At 67.1% G+C, this 13,542-nt stretch carries 11 protein-coding genes; 4 read left to right on the top strand and 7 right to left on the bottom strand.

The genetic code is table 11. The annotated features are described in order from the left end of the window. Window positions 1–30: 30 nt before the first annotated feature. The 7 genes from gyrA to dnaA form a co-directional block, all read right to left on the bottom strand. Window positions 31–2,649, bottom strand: a complete 2,619-nt coding sequence (gene gyrA / locus AC30CM_RS15835; RefSeq protein WP_490117846.1) for a DNA gyrase subunit A — start codon at window positions 2,647–2,649, stop codon at window positions 31–33. A 43-nt stretch (window positions 2,650–2,692) separates the two neighbouring features. Further along, window positions 2,693–4,711 (bottom strand): DNA topoisomerase (ATP-hydrolyzing) subunit B, encoded by a 2,019-nt coding sequence (gene gyrB, locus AC30CM_RS15830; protein WP_490117845.1) that lies wholly within the window; start codon window positions 4,709–4,711, stop codon window positions 2,693–2,695. A gap of 208 nt (window positions 4,712–4,919) precedes the next feature. After that, entirely contained in the window at window positions 4,920–5,474 is a 555-nt protein-coding gene (locus AC30CM_RS15825; RefSeq protein ID WP_490117844.1) for a DUF721 family protein, read from the bottom strand. Beyond that, a complete protein-coding gene (gene recF, locus AC30CM_RS15820; protein WP_490117843.1) occupies window positions 5,471–6,631 on the bottom strand; it encodes a DNA replication/repair protein RecF in 1,161 nt (386 codons plus the stop codon). Before recF ends, AC30CM_RS15825 begins: the two co-directional genes overlap by 4 nt. A 27-nt stretch (window positions 6,632–6,658) precedes the next feature. After that, window positions 6,659–7,582 (bottom strand): phosphogluconate dehydrogenase (NAD(+)-dependent, decarboxylating), encoded by a 924-nt coding sequence (gene gnd / locus AC30CM_RS15815; RefSeq protein ID WP_490117886.1) that lies wholly within the window; start codon window positions 7,580–7,582, stop codon window positions 6,659–6,661. Continuing rightward, on the bottom strand, window positions 7,579–8,775 hold the full coding sequence (dnaN, locus tag AC30CM_RS15810; protein ID WP_490117842.1) for a DNA polymerase III subunit beta: 1,197 nt from the start codon (window positions 8,773–8,775) through the stop codon (window positions 7,579–7,581). The genes gnd and dnaN overlap by 4 nt, the downstream gene beginning before the upstream one ends. Before the next feature lie 690 nt (window positions 8,776–9,465). Beyond that, window positions 9,466–10,959, bottom strand: coding sequence for a chromosomal replication initiator protein DnaA (gene dnaA, locus AC30CM_RS15805; RefSeq protein WP_490117841.1), 1,494 nt, complete (start codon window positions 10,957–10,959; stop codon window positions 9,466–9,468). Window positions 10,960–11,534: 575 nt separating this feature from the next. Between dnaA and rpmH the strand changes: the two genes are divergently transcribed. The 4 genes from rpmH to yidC are packed head-to-tail and all read left to right on the top strand — an operon-like array spanning window position 11,535 to window position 13,529. After that, window positions 11,535–11,678, top strand: a complete 144-nt coding sequence (gene rpmH, locus AC30CM_RS15800) for a 50S ribosomal protein L34 (protein WP_073695092.1) — start codon at window positions 11,535–11,537, stop codon at window positions 11,676–11,678. Window positions 11,679–11,699: 21 nt separating this feature from the next. Continuing rightward, window positions 11,700–12,041, top strand: a complete 342-nt coding sequence (gene rnpA / locus AC30CM_RS15795) for a ribonuclease P protein component (RefSeq protein WP_490117840.1) — start codon at window positions 11,700–11,702, stop codon at window positions 12,039–12,041. Continuing rightward, window positions 12,038–12,364 (top strand): membrane protein insertion efficiency factor YidD, encoded by a 327-nt coding sequence (gene yidD / locus AC30CM_RS15790; RefSeq protein WP_490117839.1) that lies wholly within the window; start codon window positions 12,038–12,040, stop codon window positions 12,362–12,364. Before rnpA ends, yidD begins: the two co-directional genes overlap by 4 nt. Before the next feature lie 43 nt (window positions 12,365–12,407). Beyond that, complete coding sequence (yidC, locus tag AC30CM_RS15785; RefSeq protein ID WP_490117885.1) at window positions 12,408–13,529, top strand: membrane protein insertase YidC; 1,122 nt, start codon at window positions 12,408–12,410, stop codon at window positions 13,527–13,529. Window positions 13,530–13,542 lie beyond the last annotated feature (13 nt).

The following is a 13,542-nucleotide window of genomic DNA, read 5'->3' as shown; positions in this document are numbered from 1 at the left end:
CGGTGGGGCTACCGATCGCTGCGCGTCGCGTCACGATTCCTCGGTGGTCCCTTCGTCTGCGGCGTCGCCGGAGTCCGACTCGTCGCCCTGCACGGTGTCCTGCTGGGTGTCCTGCACGTCGCCCTCGCCGGCACCTTCGGTCGCGCCGTCGTCGTCAAGGGCCGCCAGTTCCTCCGCGGCATCCTCGTCGGCATTACGTGCGACGGCAATCAGTGTGTCGCCGTCACCCAGGTTCATCAAGCGCACCCCCTTGGTCTGCCGCCCGGCCTTGCGCACCTGACGTGCCGCGGTCCGGATGACACCGCCACCGGAGGTGATGGCGTACAGCTCCGTGTCGTCGTCGACGATCAACGCACCCACCAGGTTGCCACGCTTGCGGTCGTACTGGATGGTCAAGATGCCCTTGCCGCCTCGGCCCTGCGGGCTGTACTCCTCGATCGCCGTGCGCTTGGCGTACCCGCCCGATGTCGCGACCAGCAGATACGTGCCCTCCCGGACCACGTTGAGCGACAGCAGCGTGTCCTCTTCGTTGAACCGCATGCCTTGGACGCCGGAGGTGGCGCGACCCATCGGACGCAGGGCCTCGTCGTTCGCCGAGAAGCGGATCGACTGCCCCTTCGCCGACACCAGCAGCAAGTCGTCGTCGGCCGAGCACAGCACCGCACCGACCAACTCGTCACCGTCGCGCAGGTTCACCGCGACGATGCCGCCGGAGCGATTGGAGTCGAAGTCGACCAGCTTGGACTTCTTCACCAGCCCGTTGCGGGTGGCCAGCACCAGGTAGGGCGCGTCCTCGTAGGACTTGATCTGGATGACCTGAGCGATGCGTTCCTCCGGCTGGAACGCCAGCAGGTTCGCCACGTGCTGGCCGCGCGCCGTGCGCGACGCCTCCGGCAGGTCGTACGCCTTGGCTCGGTACACCCGCCCCTGCGTGGTGAAGAACAGGATCCAGTCGTGCGTCGAGCACACGAAGAAGTGGTTGACGATGTCGTCCTGTTTGAGGCCCGCGCCCTGGACGCCCTTGCCGCCGCGCTTCTGGCTGCGGTACAGGTCGGTCTTGGTGCGCTTGGCGTAGCCCGTCTCGGTGATCGTCACCACGACGTCCTCACGCGCGATCAGATCCTCGTCGGCCACGTCGCCGTCGGCCGCGATGATCCGGGTCCGACGGTCGTCGCCGTACTTGTCGACGATCTCCTTGAGCTCGTCGCGGACGATGGCGCGCTGCCGCTCCGGCTTCGCCAGGATGTCCTCGAGATCGGCGATCTCGGCTTCGATCTTGGCGAGGTCGTCGACGATCTTCTGACGCTCGAGGGCGGCCAGTCGGCGCAGCTGCATGTCGAGGATGGCCTGCGCCTGGATCTCGTCGACGTCGAGCAGCTCCATGAGGCCGCTGCGGGCCACGTCGGCGTTGGCCGACGCGCGGATGAGCGCGATCACCTCGTCGAGCGCGTCGAGGGCCTTGACCAAGCCGCGCAAGATGTGGGCGCGCTCGTTGGCCTTGCGCAACCGGTACCGCGTCCGCCGGACGATGACGTCCAACTGATGGTTGACGTAATGGCGGATCAGCTGATCGAGCCGCAGCGTCCGGGGCACGCCGTCGACGATCGCCAACATGTTCGCGCCGAAGCTCGTCTGCAGCTGGGTGTGCTTGTAGAGGTTGTTCAGCACCACCTTCGCCACGGCGTCGCGCTTGAGTTCCACCACGATGCGCAGACCGACGCGATCGCTGGACTGGTCCTCGATGTTCGAGATGCCGCCCAGCTTGCCGTCGCGCACCTGCTCGGCGATGGAGGTGATGAAGTTGTCGTGGTTGACCTGGTAGGGCAACTCGGTGATGACGATCGAGGTGCGACCCCGCTGGTCTTCCTCGATCTCGACGACGCCACGCATCCGGATGGAACCACGACCGGTGCTGTAGGTGTCCGAGATGCCTTGCGAGCCAACGATCAAACCGTGCGTCGGGAAGTCCGGACCCTTGACGTGCTCGCAGACCGCGGCGAGCGTCGCCTCTTCGTCGGCCTCGTGGTTCTCCAGGCACCAGTAGACGGCGTCGGCGAGCTCACGCAGGTTGTGCGGCGGCATGTTCGTGGCCATGCCGACGGCGATGCCGCCGGAACCGTTGGCCAGCAGGTTCGGGAACCTGCTGGGCAGGACCGTGGGCTCCTGCACGCGGCCGTCATAGTTCGGGATGAAATCGACTGTCTCCTCGTCGATTTCACGCAGCATCTCCATGGCCAGGGGAGTGAGCCGCGCCTCGGTGTACCGCATGGCGGCCGGCGGATCGTTGCCGGGGCTGCCGAAGTTGCCCTGGCCGTCCACCAGCGGGTAGCGCAGCGACCACGGCTGCGCCATGCGCACCAACGTGTCGTAGATCGACGAGTCGCCGTGGGGGTGATAGTTGCCCATGGTCTCGGCGACCGAGCGCGCCGACTTGGCGTGCCCGCGGTCGGGCCGAAAACCACTGTCGTACATGGCGTACAGCACGCGGCGGTGCACCGGCTTGAGACCGTCGCGGACCTCGGGCAGCGCACGGCCCACGATCACGCTCATGGCGTAGTCGATATAGCTGCGCTGCATCTCCTGCTGGATGTCGACCGGTTCGATGCGGTCGCCGGCTTCGTCGCCGGGCGGCAGAGTGGTGTCAGTCATGTGTGTTCAGCCTTAATTCGTGGAACTCGTGGCCTCGGACGACTCAGACGTCGAGGAAGCGGACGTCCTTGGCATTGCGCGTGATGAAGCTGCGGCGCGCCTCCACGTCCTCGCCCATCAGGATCGAGAACAGCTCGTCGGCGGCCGCGGCGTCGTCGAGCGTGACCTGGCGCAGCACGCGCACCGACGGATCCATGGTGGTCTCCCACAGCTCCTTGGCGTCCATCTCACCCAGACCCTTGTAGCGCTGGATGCCGTCGTCGACGTTGATGCGCTTGCCGGCCGCACGACCCGCTTCCAACAACCCGTCGCGCTCGCGGTCGGAGTACGCGAACTCGGGCTCGCTGCGCTGCCACTTGAGCTTGTACAGCGGCGGCTGCGCCAGGAAGATGTGGCCGTTCTCGACCAGCGGCTTCATGAAGCGGAACAGCAGGGTCAGCAGCAGGGTCGAGATGTGCTGACCGTCGACGTCGGCGTCGGCCATCAGGACGATCTTGTGATAGCGCAGCTTGGCGATGTCGAACTCGTCGTGGATGCCGGTACCCAGCGCCGTGATGATCGCCTGGACCTCGGTGTTCTTCAGCACGCGGTCGATGCGCGCCTTCTCGACGTTGATGATCTTGCCGCGCAGCGGCAGGATCGCCTGGAACATCGAGTCGCGGCCGCTCTTGGCCGAGCCACCGGCCGAGTCGCCCTCCACCACGTACAGCTCGGACTTCTTGGGATCCGTCGAACGGCAGTCGGCCAGCTTGCCGGGGAGTCCGCCGATGTCCGTTGCGCTCTTGCGGCGCACCAACTCTCGGGCCTTGCGCGCCGCCATCCGCGCCTGCGCGGACGACACCGCCTTGTTCACCACGATCTTGGCCTCGGCCGGGTTGGCGTCGAACCAGTGCTGCAACTCCTCGTTGCAGATCTTTTGCACGAACGACTTGACCTCGGTGTTGCCGAGCTTGGTCTTGGTCTGGCCCTCGAACTGCGGCTCCGACACCTTCACCGAGATGACCGCCGCCAAGCCCTCGCGGATGTCGTCGCCGGTGAGGTTGGGGTCCTTCTCCTTGAGCAGCTTCTTGTCCTTGGCGTACCGGTTCACCACGGTGGTCAGGGCGCTGCGGAAACCCTCCTCGTGGGTGCCGCCCTCGTGGGTGTTGATGGTGTTGGCGAACGTGTGCACCGACTCGGAGTAGCCCGCGTTCCACTGCATGGCGATCTCGACCTGGTGTCCGGGGCCCTTGCCCTCGAAGTCGATGATGCTCTGCTGGATGGCGGTCTTGGTCCGGTTGATGTGCTTGACGAAGTCGACCAGCCCGCCGGGGTAGTGGAAGACGCGGTGCTTGACCTTGTGGACCGGCTCGGCAGCCTTCTCGTCGGCGGACTTCGGGGCCGCAGCGGTGTCGCTGACCACCTCGTCGACCACCTCGTCGGGGGCCACCCGCTCGTCGGTGAGTTCGATGGTCAGACCCTTGTTCAGGAACGCCATCTCCTGCAGTCGCCGCGCGATGGTCTCGAAGTCGTAGTTCGTGGTCTCGAAGATGTTCGGGTCCGCCCAGAACCGGATGGTGGTGCCGGACTTCGTGGTCTTGTCGCCTTGGCGCAGCGTGCCGGGCACCGAGTTGTCATAGGTCTGGAACCACTCGTAGCCGTCCTTGCGGATGTCGGCCTCGAGCCGCGTGGACAGCGCGTTCACCACGGACACGCCGACGCCGTGCAGGCCGCCGGACACCTGGTAGGCGCCTTCCTCGAACTTGCCGCCGGCGTGCAGCACCGTCATGACGACGTCCACGGTGGGGATGCCGGTGCTGTGCATCGCCACGGGGATGCCACGGCCGTCGTCGGTCACCTCGACACCGCCGTCGGCGAGGATGCGCACCTGCACCTTGCTGGCGAAGCCCGCCATGGCCTCGTCGACGGCGTTGTCCACGACCTCCCAGATCAAGTGGTGCAGACCGCGCTCTCCGGTGGAGCCGATGTACATGCCGGGCCGCTTGCGAACCGCTTCCAAGCCTTCCAGGACCTTGATCGAATCGGCACCGTACTCGCTCGGAGCGTTGTTCTGGGCAGCCACGTTGGACGCGTCTCCTTGATCTCTGACGGAATGCCCGGTGTGGTGTCGAAACACCGCGCGCGGGCCTCTCCCAAGTCTACCGTCCGCAACCGGTGGCACAGGATCTCAGGCGGCGTTTCCATGCACCTGATTGCGCCAGAGTCGCGATTTTTCGGTGATCCATGCGTCCGGCCGCTCGGCGAATGCCAAATCGGCCCTGGCGCGGCTCTCAGCCATAGGTGTCGCGAGGCCCGCGGCCCGCGATGTGATACTTCCCCTTACGCCACGACGGCGCCGTCGGACCCACGATCTTCACCGCCGTCACCACCCCGTCGCCGACCGCGGCCGCGATCTTGGCAAGCAACTGCGACTGCACCATGCGCAACTGCGTGGCCCAGGCCGTCGACTCCGCCGTGACGGTGAGGACGCCCTCGTGCAACGCGGTGGGTGCCGCGTGCTCGGCGATCTGGTCACCGACCACCTCCGACCACTTTCCGAACACCGCTCCCTCGGCGACCTTGGTGGTCCACCCCCGCTGCCGAGCCAAGTCCAGCGTCAGCGATCCGAGGAGCTGGGGGTCCCGCACGTCGGGTCCCGGGCCGGACCACCGGCGCCGATTCCCGCGGCCCGCCACCTTGCGGGCCGGTGGCGTACTGCGACCCCGGCCCACGTCCTTGCCCTGACTCTTGGCCGCACCCCGCGCCTCCTCCAGGGTGCGGCGCACCAGGTCCATCCCCTTGAGATGAGCCAGATGTGCTGGCGGATAGGACTCTTCGTCGGTCATGTCACCACCTCCGACATCCTTCCCTCGTCGTCGTCGCGCATTCCGATCTCGATGCGCCGGGCATCCCAGTCCCCGGGGACGTCCTCGGGCACCGCGGCGGTCACCAACACCTGTTCGGCCGACGCCGCCACGTCGACGAGTGCCCGGCGGCGGGCGGCGTCGAGTTCGGCGAACACGTCGTCGAGCAGCAGGACCGGGTCACTGCCGTCGGCACGCAGCAGTTCGTAGGCCGCCAACCGCAACGACAACGCCATGGACCACGACTCGCCGTGACTGGCGAAACCCTTCGCCGGTTGGTCACCCAGTCGCAATTCGAGATCGTCGCGGTGCGGGCCCACCAGACACACACCGCGTTCCAGCTCGGCCGACCGTCGTCGGGCCAGTTCGGCGAGCAACGCCGCCTCGTACACCTGGACGTCGACCGTGCCCGCGGCCGCCTCGGACTCCACGGTCTCGACCCCGCTGCGATAGGCGATGGCGGCGGGCCGCGACGCCGGTGCCAACAGTTGGTAGGCCTTGGCCACCTCGGGCGCGAGTTCGGTCGTCAGACCCACCCGCGCCGCGATGAGCTGGGCGCCGTACGTCGCCAGGTGACCGTCCCACACGTCCAGCGTCGCCAGGGCCCCGCCGTCACCACGGAACCGCGCGCCCGAGGCGGTCTTCAGCAGCGCCGTCCGTTGTCGCACCACCTTGTCGTAGTCGGCCCGGATGCCGGCCACCGCCGGCCGCCGGGTCGTCGCGAGCTCGTCGAGATACCGGCGTCGATCGCCGGGGTCGCCGCGCACCAGCGCCAGATCCTCCGGTGCGAACAGCACCGCCCGCAGCACGCCGAGGACCTCACGCGGGCTGCGCACGGGGGAGCGGTTCAACCGCGCCTTGTTCGCCTTGCCCGACGTGATCTCCAGGTCGATCGCCAGCTCGCGTCCTTCGTTGACGACGATGGTCGACACCACCGCGCGCGGTGCACCCGCACGGATCAGAGGGGCGTCCGACGCCACCCGGTGTGAACCAAGAGTCGTCGAATACCACAGCGCCTCAACGAGATTCGTCTTGCCGAAACCGTTCCGACCAACGAAGACGGTGCGACCGGGGGTGAGGTCCACCTCCACCCGGGGCCACGACCGGAAGTCGATCAGGGCAAGACGACGGACGTACAAGCAGCTGCTCCTCGCGGTCGAGCCGGACTAACCGGACTGACTCACCCGCTTGACGGCATGCCCACCGAATTGATTCCGAAGCGCCGCAACGGCCTTCATGGTGGGGGAGTCGTCCTGCCGCGAGAGGAAACGCGCGAACAGCGACGCGGCGATGCCGGGCACCGGTACCCGCAACCGGATGGCCTCTTCCACCGTCCACCGTCCCTCGCCGGAATCATCGGTGTAGCCGCTGATCTCGGCGAGCTCGGGATCCTCCTTGAGCGCCTTGGCCAGCAGCTGCTGCAGCCACGACCGCACGACGGTGCCGTTGGTCCACGCCTGGTACACCGCTTGCGGATCCTTGATCAGATCTTCGGCGGCCAGCATTTCGTAGCCCTCGGCGTAGGCCGTCATCAACGCGTACTCGACGCCGTTGTGCACCATCTTGGCGAAGTGCCCGGCGCCCACGGGGCCGGCGTGCACGAAGCCGTCGGCCACGTCGCCTTCGGGGCGCAGCGTGTCGAAGATCGGCATCACCTTGGCGACATCGGAATCGCTACCGCCGACCATCAGGCCGTATCCCTCGGTGAGACCCCAGATCCCGCCCGAGACGCCGGCGTCGACGAAGCCGATTCCCTTCTCCGCCAACAATTTCGCGTGCGGACCATCCTCGGTGTACCGAGAATTGCCGCCGTCGATCACCAGGTCGCCCTCCGACAGCACGTCGGCCAGCGACCCGATGGTCTCGTGGGTGATGTCGCCCGAGGGCACCATGACCCACACCACGCGCGGGGCCTCCAGGGCTTCGGCCAGAGCCGCCAGCGACTCGACGTCGCTGACCTCGGGGCGGGGGTCGTATCCGATCACCTCGTGACCACCCTTGCGCAACCGCTCGCGCATGTTGAAACCCATTTTGCCGAGGCCAACCAACCCCATCTGCATGTGCGCTCTCCTGGACGTCGGACCGGTCAGCCCGGAAGCCGCACCGGCATCAACAGATACACGTAATCGGTCTGCGCGGCCGGGAACGGCCCGCTGGATTCCGCGTACCCACCATCATCCCCCGCGGGCCGCAACACCGCGGGACGGCTGGGTGTCGTGAAACCGAACGTCACTTTCTCGGAGTGCAACGAACCCAGACCGTCGGTGAGATACCCGGGGTTGAACGCAATGGTCAACGGCTCGCCGGAGAACTCCACCGGCAGGTCCTCCTCGGCGCGACCCACGTCGTCCGCGCCGGCGGACAGGTGCAGCACGTCGCCGTCGAACTCCATCCGCACCTGGGCGCCGCGGTCGGCGACCAGCGCGACGCGCTTGATGGCCTCGGTGAGCTCGGCGACGCCGATGGTCGCGACCGCCGTGTGCTCGGCGGGCAGCAGCTGCCGGAACTTCGGGAACTCCGCATCGAGCAGGCGGCTGGTGGTGCGCTTGCCCCCGTTGCGGATGCCGAGCAGACCCTCGCGCCCGACGGCCTCGCCGGAGCCCAGTGACAACTGCACGTCGGCACCGTCGGATCCGGCGCGCGCTGCCTCTGACAGCGTCTTCGCAGGAACCAACACGGCGGCCTCGACGTCCGCGGCGGCGTTGGCCCACGTGAGTTCGCGCACGGCGAGCCGGAACCTGTCGGTGGCCGCCAAAACGACCTTCTCACCCGAGATTTCGACGCGGATGCCGGTGAGCATGGGCAACGTGTCGTCACGGCCGGCCGCCACCGCCACCTGACCGATCGCCTGGGAGAAGACGTCCGACGGCACGACGCCGGTGTCCTCCGGCATGGTGGGCAGGGTCGGGTAGTCCTCGACGGCCATGGTCGGCAGCGAGAACCGAGCGCTACCGCAGCTCAGCGCGACGCGCGTGCCCTCGACGCTGACGTCCACCGGCTTTGCGGGCAGTGCCTTGGTGATGTCGGACAGCAGTCGTCCGGACACCAGAACGCTTCCAGGAGAGGCGATCTCGGCTGCCACGCGAACCTCGGCCGACACCTCGTAGTCGTAGCCCGAGATGGTCAGCCCGTCGTCGGAGCCGGTCAGCAGCACACCGGAGAGCACCGGGACCGTGGGCCTGCTCGGCAGGATCCGTGCCACCCACGCGACGGCGTCGGCGAAGTCTTCGCGCACCAGGCGAAACTTCAAGTCGGTCAGACCGGCTGTCGTCGCCACGTCCATAGCGTCCCTTCGATGACCCGAACTACATGCGTCAAGCAGCGGACCTGCGACGCTCTCGCGGTCGTTCGTGACGCTGCACTGCGACGACCGCGGCGGGTCGTCGAAGAACCACCGTAGAGCCTCCGGCTCCAAGTTGAAAGCTAATCGATGCCACCGACGGACCGCCGTCCGAGGGGGTGCCACCGGCGCTCGTTCGGTGCGTCCCCAAGCCCTGTGTTCTAAGGGATTTCTCTAGAAGATATCTAGGTAACAGTATTAGGGGGTGTGGAAGCTGTGGACCAGACCACCTCATCGCAGGTCGGAGCGGTTCGGCGGGTGTGGATGGCTCGTGGACGTCGGCGGAGGTGTCCGGGAGTGCTCGTGGATGAGTGGTGTCTCATCCACGGCCCGCCTCGGCTGACGGGTGTCCATTAGACGGTTGTGCACGAGCGTGTCCACGAGGTCTCGGGGTGACGGGTGGTGCGGATGTGACGCGATGTGTTGGCCGACGGTCCGCAGTATGGCAGCGCCGACAGCGTGTCGGGTGCGGGACACGCCGGACACGTCGCCGCGCGGCCGGCTACGTGCGAGCGTGACGAGACGCCGTCAGACGGCACGGCAGGGCGACGTGGACGCGCTCGCCGGGGTCCGACGGGCGTCGCGGGGGAGTCGACCGGCAGTCGATCAGGAGTCGACGAGAAACGCCGTGCGTCAGCGCTTGGAACGCTGGCGGATGCGCGTGGTGAGTTCGGTGACGTGGTCGAAAACCTCGCGCCGCTCGGCCATTTCGCTGCGAATCTTCTTCTCGGCGTACATCACCGTGGTGTGATCGCGGCCGAAGGCCTGGCCGATCTTGGGCAACGAGAGGTCGGTGAGCTCGCGACACAGGTACATCGCGATCTGACGCGACTGGGCCAGGGCGCGCGTCTTGCCGGGCCCCCGCAGCTCCTCCACCGACGTTTCGAAGTAGTCGGCCGTCACCGCCATGATGGTGGCCGTACTGATCTGCATGGTGCTGGCATCGGAGATCAGGTCGCGCAGGACGATCTCGGCCAGCGACTTGTCGATGGTGGTCTTGTTCAACGAGGCGAAGGCCGTCACGCGGATCAACGCGCCCTCGAGCTCGCGGATGTTGCGCTCGATGCTGCTGGCGATCAGCTCCAGGACGTCGTCGGGGACGTCCAGGCGGTCCATCTGGGCCTTCTTGCGCAAGATCGCGATGCGCGTCTCGAGTTCGGGTGGCTGGACGTCGGTGATCAGACCCCACTCGAACCGGGTCCGGAGACGGTCTTCGAGGGTGGCCAGCTGCTTGGGCGGCCGATCCGACGAGATGACGATCTGCTTGTTCGCGTTGTGCAAGGTGTTGAAGGTGTGGAAGAACTCCTCCTGGATGCCTTCCTTGCCCTCGATGAACTGGATGTCGTCGACCAGCAGCACGTCGATGTCGCGGTAGCTCCGCTTGAACGACGCCTTGCGGTCGTCGCGCAGGGAGTTGATGAAGTCGTTGGTGAACTCCTCGGTGGAGACGTACTTCACGCGCATCCCGGGGAAGAGACGTTGGGCGTAGTTGCCGGCCGCGTGCAGCAGGTGCGTCTTGCCGAGACCGGATTCTCCCCAGATGAACAGGGGGTTGTACGCGCGGGCCGGCGCCTCGGCGATGGCGAGCGTGGCCGCATGCGCGAACCGGTTGGAGGCACCGATGACGAACGTCTCGAACGTGTAGCGCCGGTTGAGGCTGACGTCGGTGGAGGTGGTGGACGCCGGCGGGCGGCTGGTGAAGAAACTCGGCCAACTGGCCTCCGCGCTGGCGAGCGCCTCACCGTCTTCGTCGACCTCGTCGGTGTCGGAGTGCGCCGGGGCCGCGGCAGGTCCGCGATCGTCGGCATGCTCGGTGTCGGGCTCGGGGTCGGCGATGCGGACCCCGAGTTCGACGCGCTGGCCGAGCCGGCGGCTGAGGCTGGTGACGATGTGCTCACGCAGCCCGCGTTCGATCTCGTTCTGGACGAACGACGACGGGACCGACAACAGCGCAAAGCCCTCGGCCAAGACGAGTGGCTTGACCAGCTTGAGCCACGCACGCTGCTGCGGCGTCAAGGTGGACAACGCGACGCCGTCGGAGCCCCGCGACGAACTGCCGTCGCCGTTGAGTTCGGCGACGACGTCGTTCCAGATGGTGACGAAGGGTGCGTCGGGGTCACCGGTCACGTGGCGTACCCCCTTGAAGCCACCGCGCTGACGTGGCCATATAGAACGACGACGAAACTGTCCACATACTTATCCACAGTCTGTGGACAGCGTGCAGCGGCGTCGTGTCGATGTCGTGTGCATGGGACGGTTGCACCCTGGGCTCGTCACAGTGATCGGCTGTGGGCTCGCGGGTTGGTGGCCATCCTCGATTTGTGGTCGTCTGCCGCTCCATTCCGAAACGGCACTGCCAGAAGCTAACAGTTTTCGCCGCGGGTGCCAACCGTTCTGCAACATTGGCGGGGATCGATCCGGGAGGGCTCGCGGCAGCGGCGGACGTGCGTCGCAGCGGTCGTCGGAAGTGGTCTGCGAAACACCGCGGTTCCGGCGTCGTCGACCCGGGGTGGGGGCGGGACGGGAGCGGTTTGACCTAGGGAAATCTCGTCAGTACCCTCGAACGGTCGGCCCGAACGTGGCGACACGGCAGCGACCCGAGAGGCTTTCGGGGTACGCGCCGGGACTACCCAGTGGTTCGCACCGTCTCGCTCACGCGTGATGACTGCGGTGCCGCCAAACGTAACTGAGGAGTGACAGCCGTGGCCAAGGGCAAGCGGACGTTCCAGCCCAACAACCGTCGCCGCGCGCGTGTGCACGGTTTCCGGCTGCGCATGCGCACCCGTGCCGGTAGGGCCATCGTGTCCGCTCGCCGGGGCAAGGGTCGCCGCTCCCTCACTGCGTGATGTGACGCAGGTTCCAGCGCGGTGCTTCCGGCCCAGTACCGGATGACACGGTCGACGGACTTCGGGCTGACGGTCACTCGAGGAGTGCGAGCCGCCCAGCCGCACCTCGTGGTGCACGCGCTGCGCGGATCGGCCGAAGACACCCGTCCACCCCTCGTCGGCTTGGTGGTCTCCAAGTCCGTCGGCAACGCAGTCGTACGCCACCGGGTGTCCCGTCGGCTGCGGCACGTGGCGCGCGGCGTCCTCGCCGAACTCGAACCGGGCGATCGTCTGGTCATCCGTGCGCTGCCCAAGAGCGCCGGCGCCGAATCCGCGCGGCTCGACGGCGACCTACGTACGGCGCTGCGGAAAGCCCGACGATGACGGATCGTTCGCCGTCGCGCGTCGTGGCCCGCGCCGCCATCCAGCTCATCGAGCTGTACCGCAACATGATCTCGCCGTTCCGGCCCCCCGCGTGTCGGTTCACCCCGACGTGCAGTCAGTACGCCGTCGACGCCCTTCGCGTGCACGGCTTGCTGCGGGGTGTGGGCCTCACTCTCGTCCGCTTGGGCAAGTGCGGTCCCTGGCATCGGGGAGGATGGGATCCGATACCGGACCCGCGGCCGTCCACCAAGTCAGATGCCGATGCCGATGACGGCACCACCGCCGACCCGGCCGCGACGTTGAGGAGCGATTTACGTGTTTAACTGGGCGAGCCTGGACTACATCTACTATCCGGTCTCGGCGATCATGTGGCTTTGGTACAAGCTGTTCGCCTTCCTGCTCGGACCGACCAACTTCTTCGCCTGGGCCCTGTCGGTCATGTTCCTGGTCTTCACGCTGCGCGCGATCCTGTACCGCCCCTTCGTGCGTCAGATCGAGACGACGCGGCAGATGCAGGAACTGCAACCGCAGATCAAGGCGCTCCAGAAGAAGTACGGCAAGGATCGTCAGCGGATGGCGCTGGAGATGCAGAAGCTGCAGAAGGATCACGGCTTCAACCCCATCCTGGGCTGCCTGCCCATGCTGGCTCAGGTACCGGTGTTCCTCGGTCTCTACCACGTGCTGATGTCGTTCAACCGCACCCAGACCGGGATCGGTCGACTGGGCCTCAGCGTCGAAGAGAACCGCTCGATCGGCAACTACCTCTTCAGCGCGACGGACGTCGCGCACTTCCTGGACGCGAACCTGTTCGGTGCGCCGTTGGGTGCGTCGATGATCCAGACGGTCGGCCTGGACGCGTTCACCGAGTTCGATCGCATCGCCGTGATCTGCGTGGGGTTGCCGCTCATGGTGATCGCCGGCATCGCGACGCACTTCAACAGCCGGGCGTCGGTGGCACGACAGAGTCCAGAAGCCGCGGCCAATCCGCAGACCGCGATGATGAACAAGCTGGCGCTGTACGTCTTCCCGCTGGGCGTCGTGGTCGGTGGTCCGTTCCTGCCGCTCGCCATCATCCTGTACTGGGTGTCGAACAACATCTGGACCTACGGCCAGCAGCACTACGTGTTCGGCAAGATCGAGAAGCGCGAAGAAGAGGCGAAGCTCGCCGCCAAGGAGCGGCAGTCGTCCAATGCCCCGGCCCCCGGTGCCCGGCCCAAGCGCAACAAGCCCGCCCCCGGTGCCAAGCCCGTGCCCGGCGGCAAGCCCGGGGCGGCCACACCGGCCGGCGACGACGCGGAGTCCGCGGAGTCCTCGGAGCCCCTGACGCCCGGCGGGGCCGACGCCGACGACGTGCCGACGTCGTCCGACGCGCCGGCGGTAGGCGAGACCCAGAAGGCGTCCCCGCCGAAGGCGACACCTCGTAACGGCACCGCGAAGGGTGCCACCGCGCGACGCACCAACAACCGTCCGCGGAAACGACGATCTTGACGGGGAGGCGTCG

The organism is Mycobacterium sp. DHQP2018-32-09 (assembly GCF_058148405.1).
The sequence above is the reverse complement of the archived record's forward strand: the minus strand, read 5'-3'. Positions and strand labels throughout refer to the sequence as shown.

Bases quoted from the DNA above. Each gene is read 5' to 3' on its own strand.
- gyrA (WP_490117846.1), bottom strand. From the start codon at position 2,649: ATGACTGACACCACTCTGCCGCCCGGCGACGAAGCCGGCGACCGCATC.
- AC30CM_RS15825 (WP_490117844.1), bottom strand. From the start codon at position 5,474: ATGACCGACGAAGAGTCCTATCCGCCAGCACATCTGGCTCATCTCAAG.
- dnaN (WP_490117842.1), bottom strand. From the start codon at position 8,775: ATGGACGTGGCGACGACAGCCGGTCTGACCGACTTGAAGTTTCGCCTG.
- yidD (WP_490117839.1), top strand. From the start codon at position 12,038: ATGACGGATCGTTCGCCGTCGCGCGTCGTGGCCCGCGCCGCCATCCAG.
- yidC (WP_490117885.1), top strand. From the start codon at position 12,408: ATGTGGCTTTGGTACAAGCTGTTCGCCTTCCTGCTCGGACCGACCAAC.